Below are 23,169 nucleotides of genomic sequence, written 5' to 3'. Positions count from 1 at the left end.
GCTGATCCGGGGTCGCCACGTAGGGAGCAGAACGAGAGCGGTCCCGGGTCTGCGGCGCACCGTTCCGCTTTGCTCCACGCTGCACCGCGCCCGGGAGCCGTGATTCCGGCCCCCTCCTCGAGGGGGTAGGTCGGGTCGAGCACTTGCGAGACCCGACGAACCACCCGACAAGCGCCGCCCCCTGGTCGCAACCCCGGCGAGGGCGCGATCGGGCGAAATCTTCGCCTCATCTGCGCTTTCTGCCCGCCGATGCTTCAATCTGACGGCAGATCGTGCCATGATCCTTCCATTCAGTGTCCGAGAAGCCAACGCACCATGGGAGCCCCGACCATGTCGACGCGCCGCCCTCGCACCACCGCACGCAGCCGCGCCAGCCTGCCCGCTGCCCTCGCCGCCCTCCTGGCTTGCGGCCTGCTGCTTTCGGCGACCCCGTCCGATGCCCAGACCGTCAACTACGAGTCCGGCTCGATCTACTCGCTCGACCCCCCGGCCAACCAGTCCACCGGCAACCGCATCCTCGAAGCGGTCAATGCCTCCAACGACATGCAGCCGGTGCGCGACCTTTCCGACCGCGACATCTTCCGCCGCCTCGCGCGCCCGGTCGGCCGCTTCGCCTTCCAGACCACCAGCGGCGCCATCGGCTATTGCACGGCGAGCCTCATCGCCGAGGACCTCATCATCACCAACCACCACTGCATCCGCGACGCCAAGGTCGCCATGCTCTGGATGGGCTACCTCAGGGCCCGCTCGCGCGATGGCGTGGCGCAATACCCCGTCCGCCTGCCGCCGCTCGAGGCCGACGCCAACCTCGATTATGCGATCCTCCAGGTCGAGGGCGGCCCCGGCCGCGAATGGGGCACCGTCAAACTCGCCGCCGACAAGCTCAACAACCGCCAGAGCCTCTTCATCATCCACCATCCCGGCGGCTTCGAGCAGCACATCACGCTCGGGCGCTGCAACACCTCGGACCCCGCCGTCGACGGCGACGACGTGCTGCACCATTGCGACACCATGGGCGGCTCCTCGGGCGCACCGATCTTCGACATCGCGACGCGCAACGTCGTCGGCCTGCACTACTCGGCCGTCGCCTTGCGCAACCTCAATGCCGGCAAGCGCATGGAGCGGCTGATTTCCGCCTCGCAGCGCCTGCGCGGGCTCGTGCCCGACGAGCGCCCGCAGCAGCAGCAGACCCAGGGCCAAACCCTGCTCGGCCAGCCGGGCCCGGCCGTCGCCCCGCTGAGCGAGGCGGCGCGCTACTGGGAGACGATCAAGGAGAGCCAGAACCCGGTCGTCCTCGAGGCCTTCATCAAGCAGTACGCCGGCACCGTACAGGCCGCCCTCGCCGAGGAGCGGCTCACCGCGCTCCGCCCGCAGCTCGCCTCGCGCACACCCCCGTCTGGTGAGAGCAGCGGCTCGTCCGGTTCGGGCAATTCGGCGAACACGAGCACCGAAACCACGGCGCCCCCGAGTTCCTCGACCTCGACGCCCACCACCCAGCCGGGCCGCACGACGATCACCGCGCCGACCCGCGCCACCACGGGGCCGCGCATCGTCCTCCAGGCCGGCCACGCAGCCGCCGTCAACGGCGTCGCCCATTCGCCGGACGGCAAGCGCCTCGCCAGCGCCTCCGACGACAACACGGTCAAGGTCTGGGAGGCCGCGAGCGGCCGCCTGCTCGGCGAACTCGGCGAACACGAAACTTCGTTCAACTCGGTCGTCTACTCGCCCGATGGCCGCTTCATCGTCGCTGGCGGCGGCGACGGCCACATCCGCGTCTTCGATGCCGCGAGCGGCAGCCTGGTCGGCCGCCTCGAGGGCCACTCGAGCCTCGTCCTGTCGCTCGCGTTCACCCCGGATGGCAGGCGCCTCGCCAGCGGCAGTGCCGACCATTCCGCCCTCCTCTGGGATTTCGCGGCCCGCAAGATGATCACCACCTTCACCGGCCACACCGACTGGGTCCGCGCCGTCGCCATCACGCGCGACGGCCGCACGGTCGTAACCGCCAGCGACGACAAGACCGCGCGAATCTGGTCCGACGCCGGCGCCCTCCAGCGCACGCTCGAAGGCCATGCCGACTACGTACGCGCCGTCGCCATTTCACCCAACGGGCGCACCGTCGCGACAGGCAGCGACGACAAGAAGATCAGGATCTGGGAAGCCTCGAGCGGCCGGCTCCAGCGCACCATCGAGAGCATCGACAACTGGGTTCGTGTGCTCGCCTTCTCACCCGACGGCAAATCGCTGGCGAGCGGCGCCGACAACAACCACGTGCAACTCTGGAACCCCGGCAACGGCAAGCTCGTGCGCACCTTCGAAGGGCACCAGGGCTACGTCTACGGGCTCTCGTTCTCGGCCGATGGCGCCAGGATCGCGAGTGCCGGGGGTGACAACGCGGTTCGCCTCTGGGAGACCGCCTCCGGCAAATCCGTGCGCGCGATGGAGGGCCTCAACGCCAGCATCGGCGCCATGGCCTTCGCCCCCGACGGGCGCACCCTCGCCACCGCCTTCGGTGACAACCGCGTGCGGCTCTGGGACGTCGACAGCGGCCGTGTGACCCACACCTTCACGAGCTACAATTCCACCCCGCGCGCCCTCACCTATTCTCCGAACGGCCGCATCCTTGCCGGCGGACATGATGACGGCAAGTTGCGCGTCTGGGATCGGGGGACCGGCTGGTTGCTCTTGCGCACCATGTCCGGCCACAGCGATTGGATCCGCTCCGTGACGTTCTCGGCGGCCGGCAACCGCATCGTCACCGCCAGCGACGACAAGTCCGCACTCGTCTGGGACGCCGGCAACGGCCGCCTTCTCCACCGCCTCACGGGCCATACCGATTACGTGCGCACCGCCGCCTTCTCGCCGGACGGAAGCCTCGTTGCGACCGGCAGCGACGACGAAACCATCCGGCTCTGGAATGCCGCGAACGGCAAGCTGGTGCGCACCATCGAGGGCAACGGCGCCTGGGTCATGGACGTCGCGTTTTCGTCGGACGGAGCGAGCCTGCGCGCGCGCACCAGCGGCGGCGAGGACGTCTATTGGAGGGTCAGGGACGGATCGCGCTTGTCCTCTGCGGCGGGCCAGTATCCGGTGCCCCTCGGTGACGAAGCCCGCAGCGCCGACGGCCGGCTCAAGGCACGCGCACACAACAACGCGGTGGCCCTCTCCAACGATGCCGGCGAGGAACTCGCGCGCTTCCAGATTCTGCCGAGCGGCGACTGGCTGTCCCGCTCGCCGGACGGCGGCTTTGCGGCACCCAAGGAAGCGATCAGCCAATACCTGACCATGTCGCTCGAGGGACGGCTCGACACTCGCCCGCTCGACCAGAGCGACATCGAGCGGCTGCACCGGCCCGCGGGCCTCGGCATTCTACGCACCGCCGGCGCCCAATAGGACGGTCGGCGCGATGCCCCCGCACCAGGCAGCCCCGGCGCCCGAAACCCTCGACGGCCGCTGGTATGCCGTCGAGGAGATCGCACCGGGCCTCTACGGCATCGGCGAGCCGCTCTACGAGCAGCGCAACTGGAGCTACCTCATCGTCGGCGCCGAACGCGCGCTGCTCTTCGACACCGGCTCCTACTTCGGCGACATCACCGACCTTGCCGCCCGCCTCGCCGCCGGCCGCCCCCTCGTCGCGCTCCCCTCGCACATGCACTACGACCACCTCGGCAACGTCACCCGCTTTTCGTGCGTGGCCTTACCGGACCTGCCGGTTCTGCGCGCTTGTGCATCGGGTAATGCCGTCACCCCGCCCGAAGAGCTTTTCCTCGGCAGCCATGAAGACCGCGAGGCTCCGACGTTCCACGTTACGGAATGGCTGCCCATCGGCACCGCCATCGACCTCGGCGGCCGCGCGGCGCGCCTCCTCCACACACCCGGCCATTCACCCGACAGCGTGTCCCTCTGGCTGGCCGACGCCGACATCCTCCTCGCCGCCGACTTCCTCTACCCGGGTCCCCTCTATGCCCAGACGCCCGGTGCGAGCATCGCCGACTACCGCGCGACCGCAGACACCCTCCTCCCGCTGCTCGGCCACGCGACCACCATCCTCGGGGCCCATGCCGCCGATGCCGCGCCGACCGCCCCACGGCTCGCGCGGCCCGACCTCGAGTGCCTGCTGGCCTGCCTCGACCGCCTGCTCGAGACACCGCCCGTCATCGCCCCTGGAGCAACCGCGACGCTCTCCGTGAGCCCGCACCTCACCATCATCGTCGGACGGCAGGCACTTTCAACGGTGAACGACAACTGAATTGGTAAACACCAGGACGGTCCAAAGGTGAACGGCGATTATGATCCGTGTGCCGGCCGATTTTTCAATTCGATTTCTCGATCGAACGTGATCGATTAAAAATGCGCTCGAATTTATCGATATTCGAGTGTGCGATAAGGCGCCATTCCGGGCCTCCTACCCCCCCCCGAAGCAGCGGATCGTCAGCCGCCCCCCCCGCTGAAATCACCCGATTTTACGTGGTTTCAGGCGACTTGGAGTCGCCAGACGGCGGGAGCGCCGACCGCAACCGGACCCCGCCCTCACACGGCGGCGGGTTTGAATAAAATGAACTCTCGGCACATTAAAATCTCATTCAGCATGCGCGCATCCTTGACACCACCCCACCGCAATTCGGGAAAATTGGACCAATCCGCTTAAGGAGTGTGACAGTCCTGTCAACTATTCCATTCACCAAGGCGCCCGGAATTTTTCGATTGTGGTGGCGGGCGCCGGTGTGGGGACTGAACAGATGACGACCTCTTTGAAGCAGCACCTGTCGCACTTTGCTTCCGACCGTCGGGGCAACGTCGCGATCATCTTCGCCGCGGCGCTGACGCCGATCATTGTCGCGCTCGGCTCCTCGGTGGACTACGGGCGTGCACTCTCGGTGCGCACCCATCTCCAGCAGGCGCTCGATGCCGCTGTGGTGGGTGCCGCCAAGGCGACCAACGTCTCGATCGAGGAGCGGCTGGTTCTCGCCAACCAGATCTTCACGGCGAACTTCCTCAACGGTTTCGCCGCGTCGGCGACGCCGCAGATCAGCAACGACGGCAACCGCATCATCGCCTCAGCAAATGCCAGCATCGACACGACCTTCCTCGGCGTCGTCGGCCTCGAGGGCGTCGAGGTTTCGGTGAACTCGACCGCGAACGCCGTCCAGCCCAAGCCCATCTGCCTCCTCGCGCTCAACGAGACCAAGAGCAAGGCGATCGAAATCTCGGGCACCGGCACCTTGACCGCAGTCAACTGCTCGGTGCAGACCAACTCGACAGCTCCCGACGCCCTCTATGCGGGCGGCACGACGAGCGCCTCCTCGACCATGTTCTGCACCGTCGGTGGCTGGTCCGGCACCAACTTCACGCCGCGCCCCAAGACCTGCGGGCACGTTGCCGACCCCTATGCCGGCATGGCCTATCCGGAAAGCGAGGGCTGCGACTACAACAACGAATCGGTCCGCATGCAGCAGGGCCCGCGCACCCTCTCGCCCGGCATCTACTGCGGCGGCCTCGACATCCGCACCCACGCCGAGGCGACCCTGCAGCCGGGCGTCTACATCATGAAGGACGGCCCCTTCAGCGTCGGCTCAGGCGCCGAGGTGACCGGGCTCGGCGTGACGATCTACCTCGTCGGTGACGACGCGCTCGTCGACATCGACGGCGGTGCGATTGCCGATCTGCGTGCCCAGACCGAAGGCAACTACGAGGGCTTCCTCTTCATCCAGGACCCCAACGACATCGAATCGTCCGATGACGAGACGAGCGTGATCAACGGCGGCGGTGACATCACGATGGTCGGCACGATCTACCTGCCTGGCCAGACTGTCTTCATCACCGGTGGTGGCTCGTTCGGCATCAACTCCCCGCTCATGCCGATCATCGCCGACAGCTTCATGATCCGTGGCAATGGCGTCTTCCAGATCGACATGGACCAGGCCAACATGGACGTGACCTTGCCGATGACCAACGACGGTTCGATCGTCCTGAACTGATCCATCGCCCGGCGGGACCCACGACCCGCGAAGGCGAAGAAGGAAACGAGACCCGCGCACCATCGCGGGCCTCGAATTGTTTGCAGGGTGAGGTGCGGTCCGGCCCCGCTCAGGCGCCGTGCTCGACGATCGCCATCGCCTTCTGCGCCATCAGCGGCACCGCCGAGCCGAGCCGTCGGGCCTGCTCCGGGTTCGACGCATTGCCCTCGAGTGCCCGCCGCAGCACCCCTTCCATGATCGCCGCGAGGCGAAAAAAGCTGAAGGCGAGATAGAATTCCCAGTTCGCTATGCCGTCGATCCCGCGCCGTTCGCAATAGCGCGCGACATAGTCGGATTCGCTCGGAATGCCGAGGCTCGCGCGATCCACACCCTCGAGCCCCCGCCCCTCCGGTCCGACCGGCATCCGCCACTGCATGCACTGGAACGCGAGATCGGCGAACGGATGGCCGATCGTGGAAAGCTCCCAGTCGATGACCGCGGCGATGCGCGGCGCCTCGGCACGAAAAATCATGTTGTCGATCCGGTAGTCGCCGTGCACGAGGCCGATCCGCCCGTCGTCCTCGGGCGTCGCAGCCTCGAGCCAGGCGATCAGCCGATCCATGTCCACGATCTCGCGGGTGGCCGAGGCGCGGTATTGCTGCGACCAGCGGGCGACCTGACGAGCGAAATAATTTCCCGCCCGACCGAAATCCGCGAGCCCGACCGCCTCGACATCGATGTCGTGCAGCGCCGCAAGCACCCTGTTCATATCGTCGTAGATCGCCGAGCGCTCGCGATTGTCCACCTCCGGCACGCGCGGGTCGCCGAAGTGACGGCCCTCGACCAGTTCCATTACGAGGAACATCGAGCCGATCACCGTCTCGTCCTCGCAGAGGAGGTGGACCCGCGGCACGGGCACCCGCGATCCCGCGAGCGCCCGCATGACACGGAATTCCCGATCGACCGCATGCGCCGACTTGAGCAGTTGACCCGGCGGTTTGCGGCGCAGCACATACCGTCCCCCGGGCGTCTCGAGCCGGAAGGTGGGGTTGGACTGTCCGCTCGCGAATTTCTCCACCCAAACGGGTCCCGAAAAGCCCGGCAGATGGGCTTCGAGATAGCGGGCGATCCCCTCGGGATCGATGAGCTGGCTCGCGGGCTCGGTCATCGGCAGTGCTCGCATCTGCTCGTGTCGCACTGAGCTTGAAGGGCGTACGGATCAGGCTTCGGGCTGAAATGCCGCCAACGTCCCGAAGACGTCGCAGTCGGGCTCGAGTGCGAGGAGGTTACCGAGTGCCGCCTCGCGCGCATCCTCCCCGGTCACCGCGAGCCCGGCGTTGGCGCGGAATTTCCTGATCAACCCATCGCGCGGAAGCGGGTTGCGCGGAGCCCCGAGCTGGAAAACCGCTTCGGCCCGCAATGCGCGACCGCCGCGCAGACGTACCGTGATCGTATCCGGGTCCTCGGGATCGTAATTGAGCTCCGGCCGCTTCGGCGTCCGTGGAAGGACCGTCGTGCGCGCCATGAGCGCATCGACCTCCGGCTCTCGCCAGGTCTCCCCGGTGAAGTCCGCGATTTCGACTCCGCCGCTTCGAAGCGCCACCGCAACCGAGTACGGAACGGAGAATTGCGCCTCCGACATCCGCGTCGGCACGCCGAAGTGTGCGATCGCCGCGTGCGGTGCGAGCAGCGAACAGTCGACCCTTTCGATCTCGGCCACGGCAAAGCCCGGCATCGCCCGCACGGCGAGGGCGCAGTCGATCAGCCGGTGGATATAGCTGCAGCAGGGATAGGGCTTGACGACGATGCCATGCTCGAGAATCGCGAGCGGCTGCCCGAGGCGCCCGAGCGCGCCCTCGACACGTTCGCGATCGACGCCCCCTGGCCGTTGCGGACCATAAAGCGCCATGAAGCCGCCCGGACCGTCCAGACTGCCGGGTTGCGCCGTGATGCCGCTGGCTGCAAGAGAGGCCGCCACCACGCCGGTCTCGGCCGCCGCGCCCGCCTGCAAGGGCTTGGACCCGGCCCCGAACTGGCAGGTGAGCCCGCCGGCCCGGCTGACCGCGAGCGACAGGGCATACGCGGTCCGCGTCGCATCGAGCCCCATGAGGCGCGCGACCGCACCGGCTGCCCCGATCGATCCGAGCGTCGCTGTGGAATGAAATCCCCGATCGTAGTGATCGAAATTCACCATCTCCCCGAGCCTGGCGATGACCTCGAACCCCGCGGCATAGGCGTCCGCGAGTTCGGCTCCGGAAAGGCCGCGCCCGCTCGCCGCGGCAAGGATGGCCGGGAACAGCACCGCGCTGCAATGCGTGTTGCCCGGCTCCTCCCAGTCGTCGAAGTCATAGGCATGGGCCGCGACCGCATTCGCGAGCGCCGCCCAGGGTGGTGGCGCCGAGCGAGCCGTGCCGAAGAGCCGCGCATCGCCCTTGCCGAAGGCCGAGACGGCCTGCCGCGTTCGGACCGCAACGTCGCTCGCCGCACCGACGAGCATGCACCCGACGGTGTCGACGAGCGCCGCCCCGACAGCGGCGGCAACGCCATTCTCCTTGTCGCAGGAGAGCGTGCTGGTGAAGGCCGCGATGCGTTCGATCGTCGTCCGGTTGCCCCCGGTCATTTCTTGCCGCTCTTTTTCTTCTTTCCGCCATCGATCGGTTCCGGCGGCGCGCCTCCGAGGAAGGCGTTACCCTTGGAATAGTTGCAGGGCACTTCCGTCATCTCGAGATGGAGCCGCGTGCCGGTGTAGGGATGGGCGCGCGCGAGTTCCTCGTCGAACTCGATGCCGAGCCCGGGCGCCGTCGGCGCGATGATGTAGCCCTCCTCCCAGCGGATCGAATTCTTGATCAGCCTGAGGTGGAATTCCCCTCCTGTCTGGATGGTCTCGACGATGAGGAGGTTGGGGATGTTCGCCGCGAGCTGGATGTTGGCCGCCCACTCGACCGGTCCGGCATAGAGGTGCGGCGCCACCTGCGCATTGAAAACCTCGGCGATCGCCGCGATCTTCTTGGTCTCGAGAATGCCGCCCGAGCGCCCGAGCGCCGGCTGCAGGATGCTCGCTCCCCCGCACTTGAGGAGGGCCCCGAACTCCGTCTTCGTCGTCATGCGCTCGCCGGTCGCGATCGGAATGCGCACCGCGTCCGCGACCTTGCGGAATTCGGCGATGTTGTCCGGCGGGATCGGCTCCTCGTACCAGAGGGGATCGAATTCCTCGAGCCGCCTGCCGAGGCGGATGGCGCCGTCCGTCGTGAACTGGCCGTGTGTGCCGAAAAGGAGGTCGGCCCTGTTGCCGACCGCCTTGCGCAACTCCCGGCAAAAACGCACGGAATTCTCGATGTCCGTCATCGCCGGCTGGTGGCCACCGCGCAGCGTATAGGGCCCGGCCGGATCGAATTTGATCGCCGTGAAGCCGAGCGCGACCATCTCGAGCGCGCTCTCGGCCGACATCTCGGGCGAGAGCCAGAACTCGTTGATGTCGTGATGGGGCAGAGGATAAAGGTAGGTGTAGGAGCGGATGCGCTCGTTCATCAGCCCGCCGAGGAGGGCATAGACCGGCCGGTCGTGCGCCTTGCCGAGGATGTCCCAGCAGGCCATCTCGAGGCCGGAGAAGGCCCCGATCACCGTCGGATCGGGGCGCTGCGTGAAGCCGGAGGAATAGGCGCGCCGGAACATCATCTCGATGTTCTCGGGGTTCTCGCCCATCCTGTGGCGCTCGAAGACGTCGCGGATGACGGCTTCCATGGCGCGCGGGCCGACGGCCGCCGCATAGACCTCGCCGTAGCCGACGATGCCGTTGTCGGCCGTGACCTTGACGAAGATGAAATAGCGCCCACCCCAGCCGGGGGGCGGCGTGCCGACGACGAAGACCTCGAGATCGCGCAGTTTCATGTGACGGGGCCTCTTGGCGGGGCTCGGGAGGGGGAGGGCAGCGGCCGGGGCACGTTGCCCCGCGACCAGTCTTAGCCCGCCCCGCCGTCGTGTGCCAAGGGGGTGGGCTGGGGCCGATCTATTCCGGCCAGTGCTCGTCAAACGGATGCTCCGACACTGGCACCGATCGAATTAGGCCCGTGCACGAGTCGGTGAAAAACTCGTGTACGCGCCCGATCAATTCATCGCCCGGACCGATCGGCCTCTTCGCCAGTCGGGGGGCCAGGCGCTCCCGCCCGTCTTGCCCTAAATCCGGGGCAGTCGGTTTTCCTCCACCCGGACCGGCACCGGGCGAGGGAGCGGCTTTGTATTCGAGCGATACCACTCGCGATTGCCGCTCTTCGCCTAGCCCGAGCCTGCAGCGCGCCCAGCTGAGAAAGCCGAAGGAATCGGGCCTCACGACGAATCGGGGGGCATCGAGTGGGCGCGCATCGCGATCAATGAACTCCTCGGGAAACGCCAGGGTGAAACCGTCATCCGATTGAGCGACCAGTCTTGCCAGCGGGTAGCCTCGGTTCCGCCCATCGGTCTTGATCTTCGCGAAGATGGACGCTACGGGCTCACCGATCCGCGTGCTGAGTGAATAGGATTGCTGCGCGGCCACAGGGCCCTTCGGAGCGCCGACCGTCGATCGGATGTAGCGCTCAAGTTCGGTCTCTGGCCGGCCGAAAAATTCGGGCCCGCTCTGAACGGGCCCGCCGCTGTCCGCGCCCTGAGTTGGCAGCTGGCGAAAGGCATCGTGACGAACCTCCGGCGTGACCAGAGGGGCCGCACCCGCTGTCGCAATCATCGAAAACAGTCCGCCAATCGCTAGGCAGGCTCCTCTCCACGAAGTCACCCGAACAGCGTCAGGACACGGTGTCATCTTTCCGACCATACGTAATGACGTAGCATCGGAACTGGCGCGAGGCAACAGGAACGGGCGTAACAGCGGTCGACTGATGTGACATCGTGTCGATAGAGCGGACATCGTGTCCTTGACGTCACACTCCGAGCTTGGTAGTGTTAAGTCTCAGCTTGCGTCTGTGCGCGATCGCGATCACAGTAGGAGAGCCTCGATGGACGGTGACCAGCTGCAAGAGCTGATGGACCAGCATGGATGGACGCCTGAAGATGTCGCAACGTACCTGAAGAGGAACGTTCGAACGGTTACGCGATGGTTGGAGAATAGGCATCCTGTCCCGTACGAAGTTGCTCTGGTTCTGGAACAAATTGCGGTTAAAAATCTTAGTCCGTCGGTTTCAATACCGGCTGAGGTGAGTTCGCGCCCCGCACTTTATGAGAATCATCCTATGACAAATAAGAGCAGTCACCCAAAACTTGATGAGTATGTGAAAACGCTTTCAACTAACCAGGACAATGGAGTTGATGGCGTCGCAATAGTATCCTTTGACTGTGTTAGGTTGGAATGTGAATTTATTTATTTTTCTGATCTGTCGACGACTCCAGAAAGCAGGCGATCGAATGTTGCGATCGATGAGTCTGAGTTGTTGGAGAAGATTGCCATTCACGCGCCGGACATAATCAGTGACGCAGGCATCGGTCGCGTAGCAACTTTCTTCATTGGACGTCACGAGTTTGCAATCATTCAACTTCACGAGCGGGATCGCGAGAATACGACCGCTGAAATGGTTGTGTACATTAATTGTAAAGGGGATAAATCCGATCTGCTTAGACGGAACGCAGCTCGTTTGAATGGTAAGGTGTCTAAATGGTTCAAGATCGACGAAGGTCTCGCAAGCGAGTAACCCTTTGATCCTGATTGATCGGCGTGGAATTAGCGAAAGGAACCAGGAGGAAGCCCCTGCGCCCACCACCACGGACGCGAGCGCCAATGTCCGAAGCCGGCCAGCCCCCCGATCGGCCCGTCGAGCCCCCGCCGGGGCCCGTCACCGGCCCCTACCGCACCCGCCTCTGGGCGCTTTTTGCGAGCAAGGCCCCCGTCGCCGTGATCCTGCGGCGCGGCCCCAAGCGCCACTTCCACCTCATCCGCTGGAACCTCGCGCGCGGCACCTTCGAGCACGGCCAATGGATGAAGGGGTTCGTCCGCCTCTGGGACCTCTCGCCGGATGGCGAAAAGCTCATCTATTGGGCGCACCAGTATCATGCCCCGCACCGACCGGAGGGGCGCGGACTGACGTTGTCGGCCACCCCAGGGGTTGCGGGCGCCCACGACCCGCTGGCCGCGGCTCCTCGAAACCGCTCCCCGAAGAAGGGCGAAAAGCGCCGCCGCGTGCCCCGCTACATGCGCGCGCCCTCCCCCGGCCGCATGTTCGGCGCGCCCGTCCGCCAGAACTGGGGCGTCTGGACCGCCATCTCGACCCCACCGTATTTCACCGCCCTCGCCATCTGGCCGAGCTTCGGGCATTGGACCGGCGGTGGCGTCTTTTCGGCCGCCGGCGAAATCGTGCTCAACGAGGGCACCTGCGGCCTCACTCCCAAGCTCAACGTGCCGCTCACCAACCGCGTGCGCATCCGCTCGAACGAGGCCGAGCGCGCCGCCGGCACCTGGCCGACGTTCTCGGCCTGGCACCCCTGGATGGTGGATCGAGGCGTGCGTGACGAGGTCATCGGCTGGCTGCGCGCGACGGGCGCCGAGTGGGTCGACTGGATCGCCCCACGGCCCGACGGCACCCTCTACATCGGCGCTGACGGCTGCCTCTGGCGCATCGCCAATTGGCGAGACCGCCGCCCCGAGGCCTGGATGCCCGAAGCCGAACGCTTGCTCGATCTCAATCCGCTCTCCTTCACCCTCCTGGCCCCACCACCCGACGCCATGGTCTGGTAGGATCGGTCCAAGGCAAGGCCGTAGCCACTGCGGCCCGGCAACCTGGATCGAACTTGGAGAGGGAGTTCCGTGCGCAAGGTCCTGCTCATTACCTTCGATCAGTGGCGGGCCGATGCCCTGAGCCTTGCGGGCCATCGCCATGCCCTGACCCCAAACATCGACGCCTTCGCGGCCGAGGCGGTCGCCTTCGAAAACCACTTCACGGCCTCGGCCCCCTGCGGGCCCTCGCGCGCCACGCTGTTGACCGGTCTCTATCCCTTCAACCACCGCTCGGTGCGCAACGGAACGCCGCTCGACGCACGCCACACCAACCTCGCTTTGCAGGTCCGGGACCGGGGCCTCACCCCCTATCTCTTCGGCTACACCGACACCTCCCTCGATCCGCGCACGCGCCCGCCCGGCGACCCGGCGCTGCGCGTCTATGAAAGTGTGCTGGACGGCTTCGAGATCGGCTGCCGCATGTCCGGCGCCGCCGTTCCGATGAACGAATGGGCGGCCCACCTCGCGCGGCGCGGCCACGCCATCCCGGCCAATCACCCGGACCTCCTCTACGGTCTCGGCGCGCTCGCGGCGGGCGAGCCGGTCTCGAGGCGCCCGGCATTCTATCGCGCCGAGGACAGCGACACCGCGTTCCTTGCCGGACGGATCTGCGATTTCCTCCTCGTCGCCGGCGGTTACGACTGGCTGGTGCACGCGAGCTTTCTTCGCCCGCACCCGCCACTGATCGCCCCCGCCCCCTACAACACCGCCGTCGACCCCGCCGACATCGCCCTTCCCGTGCGCGAGCCGGACCGTGCCGCAGCGGTCGCCAGCCACCCCTTCCTCGCCTACTGGCTCGAGGTGGTTCAGGCCTCACCCAGCTTCTTTCAGAAGAATTTCAATCCTGACCGCCTGACGCCCGACGACATCCGCCTGATGCGCGCGGTCTATTTCGGTCTCATTCAGGAGTGTGACGCGAACTTCGGGCGCATGATCGATGCGTTGAAAGAGACGGGGCTCTACGACGAGACGCTGATCGTGCTGACCTCCGACCACGGCGAGATGCTGGGCGACCATTGGATGTGGGGAAAGGGTGGTTATTTCGACGCCTCCTACCGCATTCCCCTCCTGGTCCGCGATCCGCTTCGGTCCGCACACGCCGGTCGCCGTGTCCGTGCCTTCACCGAGAGCGTCGACGTCGCACCGACCATCATCGACTGGCTCGGCGGCACGCCGCCCGTCTCCTGGGACGGCCGCTCGCTGCTCCCCTTCCTTTCCGGCGACACGCCGCCCTGGCGCGATGCCGTCTTCTGGGAATACGACTTCCGCGAACCGGTCACCCGCGCCGCCGAGCGCCACCTCGGATTGACCTCCGCGCACTGCGTGCTGAACGTGTTGCGCGACGAGAAGGGGAAATATGTCCATTTCAACGGCTTGCCGCCGCTCTTCTTCGATCTCGCGGCGGGACCGGACGAACTCGAGCCGAGCCGGGCGGCCCTGGCGGACGGACGGGCCGCCGACTACTGCGCCCGCCTCCTTTCGCGCCGCATGACGCACGCCGAGCGTGTTCTGGTCGACACCCTGCTGACCCCCGACGGCCCCGTGCGCAACGACGGCCCGCGCTACTGAGGCCACACCGCACCCGCCGCCATCGCGCAGTTTCGAGCGCTACCGGATTTGCGCGAGATCAAGGCCGCCCCGCCGCAATCGCGCCATCGTCCGCGCGCCGCAACCGAGGAGGCCCCCCCGATGCAGCACGCCGAACCTGAAAGCCTGGTCGACTTCAAGGTCCACCTCGGGCCCGAGCCCTGGCACGACAGGGCGCACGACGTCATGATCGACGTTCGCGGCGTCAGCTTCTGGTACGGCGCCAAGAAGGCCCTCGACAACGTCGACTTGCAGATCTACCGGCGCGAGGTCACCGCCTTCATCGGCCCTTCCGGTTGTGGCAAATCGACGCTTCTCAAGTGCCTCAACCGCACCCACGACATCACGCCCGGCGTGCGCATGGAAGGTACGATCCTGGTCGACGGCCTCGACATAAACGACCCGGAGATCGACCCGCCGATGCTGCGCCGCCGCTTCGGCTGGGTGGCCCAGAAGCCGAACCCGTTCCCCTGGTCGGTCTACACCAACGTCGCCTATGGCGCCCGCCTGCACGGCCTCGTCGACGGCCGCGCCGCCACCGACGAACTCGTCGAACGCTGCCTGACGCGCGTCGGTCTCTGGGACGAATTGAAGGACCGCCTCGGCGAACCCGGCACCGACCTCTCGGGTGGTCAGCAGCAGCGACTTTGCATTGCCCGCGCGATCGCCCTCCAACCCGATGTCCTGCTCATGGACGAACCCGCTTCCGCGCTCGATCCGGGCTCGACCGCTCGTCTCGAAAACCTCATCGACGAACTGCGCGCCAGCTACACCATCGTCATCATCACGCACAACATGCAGCAGGCGGCGCGCACCGCCCAGCGCGTCGCGGTCTTTCACCTCGGCCGCCTCGTCGAGTACGGCGACGCCTCCGAGATCTTCATCCATCCGCGCCACGCCATAACGGAAGCCTACATCACCGGTCGCTTCGGCTGATCGTCCCGTACGGCACCGGCGCCTGCCGCCACGGTCACGAGAGTCGGCTCGCCGCCACCCACCAATCGGGGTGCGCCGCTGCCAGCTCCCGGGCGCCCGACGCGGCGGCCTGCGCATCCTCGAACAAGGCGAACCATGTGGCACCCGAACCCGACATGCGCACGAGGCGCCGCCCGGCGAGCCCATCGAGCGCGTCGCGGACCACGGCCATGGCCGGCACCAGTTGCAGCGCTGGCGCCTCGAGATGGTTGCGCCGGGTGATCAGCCAATCGACGAGTGCGGCGGGTGGGATCGCAGCGCCAGCCCCCGGACCGAGGCGCGCGAGATCCCCGAGTGTGCCCGGCTCGCTCGCCCGCGCCACCTCATCCGGTTCGAGCATCCGTGCAGCGAGCCGGGCGAACACCGAACGGGTCGCGACGCCAACACGCGGATTGACGAGCACGCCGTGGAGCCCGCCGGCCAGCCGCAGTGGCGTGAGCCGCTCCCCGATCCCCGTCATGACGGCCGCCCTGCCAGCAAGGCAAACGGGCACGTCGGCCCCGAGTTGTAGCGCCAGCGCCGGCCAATCGAGTCGTGGCTCGAGTTCGGGAAAGGCGCGCGAAATCAGCCTCAGCGTCGCCGCCGCATCCGCCGACCCACCCCCAATGCCAGCCGCGACCGGCAACCGCTTGTCGAGTGTAACGGCGATCCCCGAGAGCGGTTGTCCGACCCGTCCCGCCTCGTGACGAACCAGGGCGACAGCCGCATCGACGATGTTGGGACCTTCGAGCGCGCCAGCCATCGGCCCCTCGAGGTGTGTCGGCCGCAAGGTCGACGAATTCGGGTCACCCGAATTGGTGTCCCGCCCGGCAATCCCAGCCCCTTGGACGGTGAGGCGGACGATGTCGCAGGCATCGCGTGCGAAGACCACGAGGCTTTCGAGCAGGTGGTAGCCGTCGCCCGGCCGACGCCCGTGAACCTCGAGGAAGAGATTGACCTTCGCCGGCGCCCGTTCCTCGAGCGTAAGGGCATTACCGGTCATACCCGTCCCTCGCGGGTCACGCTCGTGCGACTCGCCGCCGCCCACGCTGACCGCCCTCCCTCCGACAGCGAGCGCTACTGCGTCGACCCGCCCGCCGCGGCGCCCTCGGTGGAGTTGGCCCCGGCCTCCGACCCGACGACCTGGTCCTTGCCCACTTCCGGCAAGCCCGCGACGATCTTGGCCTTGATCTTGTCGACTTCTTCCGGCTCCGGCTTGAGATCGAGCGCCTGGCCCCATTGGAAGCGCGCTTCCAGCGTGCGCCCGACCCGCCACAAGGCATCCCCGAGGTGATCGTTGATCACCGGATCCTCCGGCCGAAGCTCGACGGCGCGCTCAAGATAACGAACAGCCGAATCGAACTTGCCGAGGCGGTAGTAGGCCCAGCCGAGGCTGTCGACGAAATAGCCGTCATCGGGCTTGAGACGAACGGCTTTGCGGATCAATTCCATCGCCTCTTCCAGGTTGAGGTTCTGGTCGACCCACGAATAGCCGAGATAGTTGAGGATGAGCGGCTGGTCGGGATTGAGCGCCAGTGCCTGACGCAGGTCCGCCTCGGCCTTCGGCCACTGCTTCACACGCTCGTAGCAGACGCCGCGCGAATAATAATAGTTCCAGTGCTCCGGCAGCGGCTCGTCGATCTTTTCGATCGCGCGCGCGTAATAGCCGATGGCCTCCCCGTATTTCTCGTGCCCGCGCAAGAGGTTTCCGATGGCGAGCAGGACCCGGCTCTCACGGTCGTCGAGTTCGGTCGCGAGTTCGTGGTCGAGCGCGGCCTGCAGCGAGAGGATCGTGCGCGGCCCGACGATGCCGTCGACCTCGAGACCGCTGTCCTTCTGGAAGGCCTTGAGCGCTTCGAGTGACGCGCCCGCGATCCGCCCGTCGCTCGTGCCGTCGTAATAGCCGAGCGCTGCGAGCGACTCCTGGGCGAAACGGCCGCGCTCCGAGAGCTTGACCGCGACCCGCTCACGCACGCCGTTGCCGCCGTGCGCTGCGATCTGGGCCATCACGCCATCCAGCATTCCCGAGAGCTGCGCGCGCGATTCCTCTTCCTTTTCGAGCCAATTGAGATTGTAGGCGATCCGCAGCCCCGCCTCGAAACCGAGCGGGCTCGTCTTGTCGAGTCCACGATAGGCCCCGATGGCCTTATCGTAATGCTTGGTCGCCTCGTGGACATTGCCGAGCGCATAGAACGCCGCCTCGAAATCCCCCCGCACGTAGGTGGCGAGCTGGAGGTAGATCGTCCCGACGTCGATACCGCCTTCCGTCGTCAGCGCTTCGCCGAGACCGAAAAGGAGTTCGGCCATGCCATGCTCGGCATCGGCAACGAGCAGCCCCGGTCGTCCGCCCGCCGCGATCTCGCGGTAGAGTTCGCTCGCCAGGGGATCGCGGCGCCCGGTGGCCCGCATGTGGCGGAGCAGCACGCGCTTGGCCCGCGCCGCATCACCTTCCCCGATCGCCATGGCGTGGCGGGCGTGCCCGAGCGCGACCCGCAACGTGCGCGGCTCGTCCTTGAAGAGACTGGCCCACACCGTTTGCGCCTCGTCGTGGCGCCCCGCGGCATCGAGGATGAGAGCCTTATGGTTGTCACGATAGAAGCGTGCCCAGTCCTGCCGCAGTCCGTCGACCAGCGTCAGCGCCTCGTCGACCTTGCCATCGGCGAAGCGGATCCAGGCCCGCGCCAGCGTCGAGGTCAATTCACCGATCGGGCCGACCGCGGCACGAGAGAGATGCTCCTCGGCGGCCTCGAACCGGCGTTCCTTGAAGGCACGCGTTCCAAGGAAGATCTGCGCCAGCCGGTTGGTCGGATCGTCCTTGACGACTTGCTCGGCACGCCGCGCCGCTTCGTCCCAGCTGCCGATCGCCGCCTCGCTGAGGAAGGCGTTCTGCACCATGTCCTTGTCGTCGGGATCGCGCTCGAGGGCCTCGCGGAAGAACCGCGCGGCCGAATCCATCTCGCGCTGCGAGCGCGCAAACCGACCGGCGAGGTAGCTTCCGAAGAGCGACCGGTTCTGATAGCTCGGCGCCTCGGCGGCGGCCTTGGGCGCGGCAACAGTCTCCTCGGCCGACGCCAGATCGTGCAAGCCCATCGGACCACTGAGGAAAAGGACCGCGAGTGTGATCGCCCCGGTTGGCCACCGGCCCGCGACTGTCCGGCATCGTGAACGAAACGTCATCAAGCACCGCCTCTCCGCCGACACGCTCCCGTGACCTCCCTCGTCATTCGTCCAGACTAGTGCAACGCCGCCCGTCAGCGGTAATCAAGTTTGCGCCAAAACCCGGCGTCTCCGTCCCGCCGGTGCCATCACGCCAGCAGCGAATAGAGAACCGCGCCGCCGACGAGCACTCCGGTGCCCACGAACAGGATCATCGAGCCGTAGCGCTCGATGAGGTCGTGAGCCTTGTGGCCGAGGATGTCGGCCAGGATCGCGATCGCATAGTAGCGGATACCGCGCGAGATCAACACCGCCAGAATGAACATGGGCAACGAGTAGCCCAGCACGCCCGCGCCGACCGTGCCGATCTGGAACGGAATCGGTGTCAGACCGACCAGGAAGACCGCCCAGAACCCGTTCTCTAGGAGATCACCCTCGAATCTCCGGAAGTCGTCCATCCAGCCGGCCCACTCGAGGAGTGGCTGGATCACCGGCTCGAACATGAAGGCGCCGAGCGCGTAACTCGCGAGCGCTCCAACGAGCGTGCCGATCGAAATGATATGGGCGATGAGGTAGGGGCGTCCGCTCACCACCATGAGGGGTGTCGCCACCAACTCGATGGTTACCGGAATGATGGTACATTCCAGGAACGCCGCCACCCCCAGCAGGGTCTTGCCCTTCCAGGTATGGATGCCCTCCCGGATCCGCCGGTAGAGGCCGTCGAGCATGGTCGATCCCCAGGGAAAACCGCGACGCCCCGATCCGGGGCACATGAGGTGGGCCCCGGGAAGGTGTCCGTCTTGTGACGCCGGGTCAAGACCCCGTCACCGGGAGCACAACCGACCGCGTGCCGACTCAGGCCGCCGCGGCCTGCCTCGCCGCCTGCCGGCGATAGAACGTGGTCCCTTGGCCGGCCACCTCCTCGAGCAGGCGGGGCGGCGCGAACCGCGCGCCGAGATCCGCGGCGAGTGCGCGGCAATCGGCCACCACCACGGCTGGCCCGCGCGTATCGACATAGGAGATCGGGCCGCCCGACCAGGGCGCGAACCCCCACCCGAAGATCGCCCCGATATCCGCCTCGCGCACGTCCGTTACCACGCCCTCTTCGAGCGCGCGGATCGCTTCCACCGCCTGGATCGTCAAGAATCGCCGTTTCAGCGCCTCGACGTCCGGCTGCACGTTTGCCACCGCAAAGAGGTCGGCGAGCCCCGGCCAGAGCCGTTTGCGGCCAGCCTCGGGATAATCGTAGAAACCCTTGCGGTTCTTGCGCCCGAGGCGCCCCATCTCCGTCACCATCCGGTCGAGACGCTCTTCCGCCGGATGCACCTGGTAGCCATCCCCGAGGCCGGCCCGCGTCGCCTGACGGATCTTGAGGCCGAGGTCGAGCGCCGTCTCGTCGTTGAGGGAGAGCGGGCCGACCGGCATGCCGATCATGCGTGCCGCATTCTCGATGAGCGCCGGCGCGACGCCCTCAGCCAGCATGTGATGCGCTTCCTCGACGTACTTCAGCACGCAGCGGTTGGCATAAAAGAAGCGCGCGTCGTTGACGACGATCGGCGTCTTGCGCAACTGGCGCACGAAATCGAGCGCCTTGGCGAGCGCCACCTCGCCCGTCCCCTTGCCGAGGATGATCTCGACCAGCGGCATCTTCTCGACCGGTGAGAAGAAATGAATGCCGATGAAATTGGTCGGCCGCGCCGAATTGCGAGCGAGCAGCGAAATCGGGATGGTGGAGGTATTCGAGGCAAAGACCGCATCGGCGCCGAGATGCGCTTCGGCTGCCTCCGTCACCGCCTTCTTGACGTCCGGGGATTCGAACACCGCCTCGACGACGAGTTCGCAGCCCGCGAGCCGCAAATAATCCGCCGTCGTCGTGATCCGGGAGAGAAGTTCTCCCGCCGCCGCCTCGCTCATGCGCCCCTTGGCGACCCGCTCGCTGGCCAGCCGTTCGGCATGGGCTTTCGCCTTGGCCGCGCTCTCCTCGTCGCGGTCGAGCACGACGACCTCGATACCGGCCGCCGCCGCGACATTGGCGATACCGGCTCCCATGAAGCCACCGCCGCCGAGCACGCCGAGACGCTTGACAGACTGGTCCGCAACGCCCGCCGGGCGCCGTGCCCCCTTCTCCAGCGCCTGCTTGTTGACGAACAGCGAGCGGATCATATTACGCGCCTGCGCGCCGCAGACGAGACTGGTGAAGTAGCGCACCTCGATGCGCAGCGCGGTCTCGAACGGCACCTGCAAGCCTTCGTAGACCGCCGAGAGGATGGCCTTCTGCGCGTCGTAGATGCCATAGCTCTCCTTGCGCACCATGGCACCGGCGCCCATGCAGACGGGAAAGCCCTGCGGCGAGAACGGCCACCCGCCCAGGATTTTATACCCCTTCTTGTCCCAGACGGGATCGTAACTCGCCTCCATTGCAGTGCCCGCCGCGCGCGCTGCCGAGACCTTCTCGCCTTCCGCCAGATTGGCTCGCACGAAGGCGAGCGCCGCCTCCCTTTCACGTCCCGCAGGCACCACTTCGTTGACGATGCCGAGCGAGAGCGCCTTGGCGGGATCGAGCGCGCGGCCCTCGAGCAGCAGGGGCGCGGCCGCCATCGCCCCGAGCAGGCGAACGAGGCGCTGCGTCCCACCGGCCCCGGGCATGAGCCCGACCTTGCTCTCCGGCAGGCCGAGCTGCGCCTTGGGATTGTCCGCCACGACGCGGTGGTGAGTTGCCAGCGCCACCTCGAGTCCGCCGCCGAGCGCCGTCCCCGGGAGCGCCGCCGCGACCGGCTTGCCGCACGCCTCGAGCCGCCGCAGCGCCATCTGGAAGGCGAGCATCTCGTGGAATATTTTCTCGGCCGCCGCCTTGCGGTCGCCGCTCTGTGCGGTCTCGGCCATCGCCTCGACCATGGGGAGGTCCGCTCCCGCGATGAAGTCGCGCTTGCCCGATCCGATTACCGCGCCCTTGACCGCCCCGTCCGTCACGATCCGCTCGATCGCGGAGATGTATTCCGCGATCGACTTAGCCGAGAGCACGTTCATCGAGCGCCCCGGCATGTCCCAGACGACGTGCGCGATGCCCTCGCCGTCGACGTCGAAGCGGAAACTATCGTAGGTCATGGGAACCTTCCTTATGCGTAGGGCGTGCCGTCCTTGCGCGTGAAGCGGCTCTTGCCGGCCGTCCGCGCCATGGCGGGATCGTTGTCGGGATGATGGGTGCGCTCGTCGGTGCCTTGGCTGCCGATCTCGCGCAGGAGGGCGGGCCGGGCGGAGCGGTCGACGGCTCGATGACCGTCAGTGGCCCCCGCCTTGAAGGCCGCCGCATCGCCTGGCCCAAGGCGCGTCGGATCGAAGTCGAACCGGGCGGGCTCCGCGCCATCGCCCGACCGCTCGAAGAACCGCCCGGCGGTCACCGCCCGGAACGGCTCGCGATGGCCGGCGCTGCCGCTTCGCCCGAGCCCACCGATGTCGATCCTTTGCATAGGGTCACACCCGCTCGATGACGGTCGCGCAGCCCATGCCCGCCCCGATGCAGAGCGTGACCAGCGCCGTCGAAAGATCGCGCCGCTCGAGTTCGTCGAGCACCGTGCCGAGGATCATCGCACCGGTCGCCCCGAGCGGATGGCCCATCGCGATGGCGCCCCCGTTGACGTTGATCTTGTCGTGCGGGATTTCGAAGGCCTGCATGTATCGAAGGACGACGGAGGCGAATGCCTCGTTGAGTTCGAAGAGATCGATATCCGCCTTCGTCATGCCGGCCCGCCGCAGCACCTTTTCCGTGACGTCGACGGGTCCGGTCAGCATCAGCGCCGGCTCGGAGCCGATCGCCGTGAACGCACGGATGCGCGCCCGCGCCCTGAGGCCGGCGGCATCTCCACCCGCGCGCGATCCGATGAGCACGCCCGCCGCCCCATCCACGATGCCGGAGGAATTGCCGGCATGGTGCACGTGCTCGATCGCCTCGAGTTCGGGATGGGCCTGGATCGCCACCGCATCGAAACCATAGTCCACGCCCATCTGCACGAACGACGGCTTGAGGGCCGCGAGCGCCTGCATGTCGGTCGTCGGCCGGACGGTCTCGTCGCGCTCGAGAATGGTGAGACCGTTGACGTCGACCACGGGCACAACGGAGCGCGCGAACCGCCCCTCGGCCCAGCTCGCGCCCGCGCGCTTCTGGCTTTCGACGGCATAGGCGTCGCAGTCGGCTCGCGAAAACCCGTACTTGGTCGCAATGAGATCGGCCGAAACGCCCTGCGGCATGAAATAGGAGGGGATCGCGATGCGAGGGTCGACCGGCCAGGCGCCGCCGTCCGATGTCATCGGCACGCGTGACATGCTCTCGACGCCACCGGCGATGACGAGGTCGGATGCGCCGCCCGCGACCTGTCCGGCGGCCATGTTCACCGCTTCGAGCCCCGAGGCGCAGAAGCGGTTGATCTGCACTCCGGCCGTCTCGTTGCCATAGCCCGCCCCGAACACCGCCGCCCGCGCGATGTCCATGCCCTGCTCGCCGATCGGCGCCACGCAGCCGAGGATGACGTCGTCGACGAGCTTGGTCTCGAGCCCGTTGCGGTCCCGGATCGCGCCGAGCACCTGCGAGGCGAGCGAAACGGCCGTCACTTCGTGAAGACTGCCGTCTTTGCGGCCCTTGCCGCGCGGCGTGCGCACCGCATCGAAAATGAATGCGTCCGTCATCTCGTATCCCTCCGCATCGACGGTCGGCGGGCCAGCCACGTCCACGCCTCGGCCATAGGATCGCAGATCGCCGGCCCCCGGTCA

The 23,169-nt window shown here is 66.9% G+C and carries 17 protein-coding genes; 7 read left to right on the top strand and 10 right to left on the bottom strand.

What is annotated here, in order from left to right:
- Positions 1-249: 249 nt before the first annotated feature.
- The 3 genes from GC150_01945 to GC150_01935 all read left to right on the top strand — a co-directional run bounded on the left by GC150_01945 (position 250) and on the right by GC150_01935 (position 5,975).
- Entirely contained in the window at positions 250-3,390 is a 3,141-nt protein-coding gene (locus GC150_01945; GenBank protein ID MBI1383662.1) for a trypsin-like serine protease, read from the top strand.
- A gap of 13 nt (positions 3,391-3,403) precedes the next feature.
- Positions 3,404-4,246 (top strand): MBL fold metallo-hydrolase, encoded by an 843-nt coding sequence (locus tag GC150_01940; protein ID MBI1383661.1) that lies wholly within the window; start codon positions 3,404-3,406, stop codon positions 4,244-4,246.
- Between the two features lie 490 nt (positions 4,247-4,736).
- On the top strand, positions 4,737-5,975 hold the full coding sequence (locus tag GC150_01935) for a hypothetical protein (GenBank protein MBI1383660.1): 1,239 nt from the start codon (positions 4,737-4,739) through the stop codon (positions 5,973-5,975).
- 109 nt (positions 5,976-6,084) lie between these two features.
- On the opposite strand, the gene GC150_01930 is transcribed toward GC150_01935, so the two are convergent.
- The 4 genes from GC150_01930 to GC150_01915 all read right to left on the bottom strand — a co-directional run bounded on the left by GC150_01930 (position 6,085) and on the right by GC150_01915 (position 10,671).
- On the bottom strand, positions 6,085-7,122 hold the full coding sequence (locus GC150_01930; GenBank protein MBI1383659.1) for a phosphotransferase: 1,038 nt from the start codon (positions 7,120-7,122) through the stop codon (positions 6,085-6,087).
- A 51-nt stretch (positions 7,123-7,173) separates the two neighbouring features.
- Positions 7,174-8,574, bottom strand: coding sequence for a hypothetical protein (locus GC150_01925; GenBank protein MBI1383658.1), 1,401 nt, complete (start codon positions 8,572-8,574; stop codon positions 7,174-7,176).
- Complete coding sequence (locus tag GC150_01920) at positions 8,571-9,842, bottom strand: mandelate racemase/muconate lactonizing enzyme family protein (GenBank protein MBI1383657.1); 1,272 nt, start codon at positions 9,840-9,842, stop codon at positions 8,571-8,573. The genes GC150_01925 and GC150_01920 overlap by 4 nt, the downstream gene beginning before the upstream one ends.
- Before the next feature lie 118 nt (positions 9,843-9,960).
- Positions 9,961-10,671 carry a hypothetical protein gene (locus tag GC150_01915; GenBank protein MBI1383656.1) on the bottom strand — a complete coding sequence of 237 codons (711 nt, stop codon included), beginning with the start codon at positions 10,669-10,671 and terminating at the stop codon, positions 9,961-9,963.
- Between the two features lie 268 nt (positions 10,672-10,939).
- On the opposite strand from GC150_01915, the gene GC150_01910 reads away from it, so the two are divergent.
- From GC150_01910 to pstB, 4 genes are all read left to right on the top strand, one after another.
- Positions 10,940-11,629 carry a hypothetical protein gene (locus GC150_01910; GenBank protein ID MBI1383655.1) on the top strand — a complete coding sequence of 230 codons (690 nt, stop codon included), beginning with the start codon at positions 10,940-10,942 and terminating at the stop codon, positions 11,627-11,629.
- An 86-nt stretch (positions 11,630-11,715) separates the two neighbouring features.
- Positions 11,716-12,669, top strand: a complete 954-nt coding sequence (locus GC150_01905) for a hypothetical protein (GenBank protein MBI1383654.1) — start codon at positions 11,716-11,718, stop codon at positions 12,667-12,669.
- A gap of 27 nt (positions 12,670-12,696) precedes the next feature.
- A complete protein-coding gene (locus tag GC150_01900) occupies positions 12,697-14,277 on the top strand; it encodes a sulfatase-like hydrolase/transferase (GenBank protein ID MBI1383653.1) in 1,581 nt (526 codons plus the stop codon).
- Between the two features lie 204 nt (positions 14,278-14,481).
- Positions 14,482-15,231, top strand: coding sequence for a phosphate ABC transporter ATP-binding protein (gene pstB, locus GC150_01895; protein MBI1383652.1), 750 nt, complete (start codon positions 14,482-14,484; stop codon positions 15,229-15,231).
- A gap of 34 nt (positions 15,232-15,265) precedes the next feature.
- On the opposite strand, the gene GC150_01890 is transcribed toward pstB, so the two are convergent.
- From GC150_01890 to GC150_01865, 6 genes are all read right to left on the bottom strand, one after another.
- On the bottom strand, positions 15,266-16,252 hold the full coding sequence (locus GC150_01890; protein MBI1383651.1) for a 4-(cytidine 5'-diphospho)-2-C-methyl-D-erythritol kinase: 987 nt from the start codon (positions 16,250-16,252) through the stop codon (positions 15,266-15,268).
- Positions 16,253-16,326: 74 nt separating this feature from the next.
- Positions 16,327-18,426: a tetratricopeptide repeat protein gene (locus tag GC150_01885; protein MBI1383650.1), complete on the bottom strand. Its 2,100-nt coding sequence runs from the start codon at positions 18,424-18,426 to the stop codon at positions 16,327-16,329.
- A 128-nt stretch (positions 18,427-18,554) separates the two neighbouring features.
- Positions 18,555-19,178 carry a DedA family protein gene (locus GC150_01880; GenBank protein MBI1383649.1) on the bottom strand — a complete coding sequence of 208 codons (624 nt, stop codon included), beginning with the start codon at positions 19,176-19,178 and terminating at the stop codon, positions 18,555-18,557.
- Positions 19,179-19,260: 82 nt separating this feature from the next.
- Complete coding sequence (locus tag GC150_01875) at positions 19,261-21,510, bottom strand: 3-hydroxyacyl-CoA dehydrogenase (protein ID MBI1383648.1); 2,250 nt, start codon at positions 21,508-21,510, stop codon at positions 19,261-19,263.
- Between the two features lie 11 nt (positions 21,511-21,521).
- Positions 21,522-21,872 (bottom strand): hypothetical protein, encoded by a 351-nt coding sequence (locus GC150_01870; GenBank protein MBI1383647.1) that lies wholly within the window; start codon positions 21,870-21,872, stop codon positions 21,522-21,524.
- A gap of 4 nt (positions 21,873-21,876) precedes the next feature.
- Positions 21,877-23,085: an acetyl-CoA C-acetyltransferase gene (locus GC150_01865; protein MBI1383646.1), complete on the bottom strand. Its 1,209-nt coding sequence runs from the start codon at positions 23,083-23,085 to the stop codon at positions 21,877-21,879.
- Positions 23,086-23,169 lie beyond the last annotated feature (84 nt).

It is taken from the genome of Hyphomicrobiales bacterium (assembly GCA_016125495.1).
Classification (GTDB): Bacteria; Pseudomonadota; Alphaproteobacteria; order Rhizobiales; family RI-29; genus RI-29.
This window is presented reverse-complemented; position numbering and strand designations above follow the sequence as displayed.

Excerpts from the sequence above, each read along its gene's own strand:
- GC150_01945 (MBI1383662.1), top strand. The coding sequence starts at position 250 with ATGCTTCAATCTGACGGCAGATCGTGCCATGATCCTTCCATTCAGTGT.
- GC150_01940 (MBI1383661.1), top strand. The coding sequence starts at position 3,404 with ATGCCCCCGCACCAGGCAGCCCCGGCGCCCGAAACCCTCGACGGCCGC.
- GC150_01935 (MBI1383660.1), top strand. The coding sequence starts at position 4,737 with ATGACGACCTCTTTGAAGCAGCACCTGTCGCACTTTGCTTCCGACCGT.
- GC150_01930 (MBI1383659.1), bottom strand. The coding sequence starts at position 7,122 with ATGACCGAGCCCGCGAGCCAGCTCATCGATCCCGAGGGGATCGCCCGC.
- GC150_01925 (MBI1383658.1), bottom strand. The coding sequence starts at position 8,574 with ATGACCGGGGGCAACCGGACGACGATCGAACGCATCGCGGCCTTCACC.
- GC150_01920 (MBI1383657.1), bottom strand. The coding sequence starts at position 9,842 with ATGAAACTGCGCGATCTCGAGGTCTTCGTCGTCGGCACGCCGCCCCCC.
- GC150_01915 (MBI1383656.1), bottom strand. The coding sequence starts at position 10,671 with ATGATTGCGACAGCGGGTGCGGCCCCTCTGGTCACGCCGGAGGTTCGT.
- GC150_01910 (MBI1383655.1), top strand. The coding sequence starts at position 10,940 with ATGGACGGTGACCAGCTGCAAGAGCTGATGGACCAGCATGGATGGACG.
- GC150_01905 (MBI1383654.1), top strand. The coding sequence starts at position 11,716 with ATGTCCGAAGCCGGCCAGCCCCCCGATCGGCCCGTCGAGCCCCCGCCG.
- pstB (MBI1383652.1), top strand. The coding sequence starts at position 14,482 with ATGATCGACGTTCGCGGCGTCAGCTTCTGGTACGGCGCCAAGAAGGCC.
- GC150_01890 (MBI1383651.1), bottom strand. The coding sequence starts at position 16,252 with ATGACCGGTAATGCCCTTACGCTCGAGGAACGGGCGCCGGCGAAGGTC.
- GC150_01885 (MBI1383650.1), bottom strand. The coding sequence starts at position 18,426 with ATGACGTTTCGTTCACGATGCCGGACAGTCGCGGGCCGGTGGCCAACC.
- GC150_01880 (MBI1383649.1), bottom strand. The coding sequence starts at position 19,178 with ATGTGCCCCGGATCGGGGCGTCGCGGTTTTCCCTGGGGATCGACCATG.
- GC150_01875 (MBI1383648.1), bottom strand. The coding sequence starts at position 21,510 with ATGACCTACGATAGTTTCCGCTTCGACGTCGACGGCGAGGGCATCGCG.
- GC150_01870 (MBI1383647.1), bottom strand. The coding sequence starts at position 21,872 with ATGCAAAGGATCGACATCGGTGGGCTCGGGCGAAGCGGCAGCGCCGGC.
- GC150_01865 (MBI1383646.1), bottom strand. The coding sequence starts at position 23,085 with ATGACGGACGCATTCATTTTCGATGCGGTGCGCACGCCGCGCGGCAAG.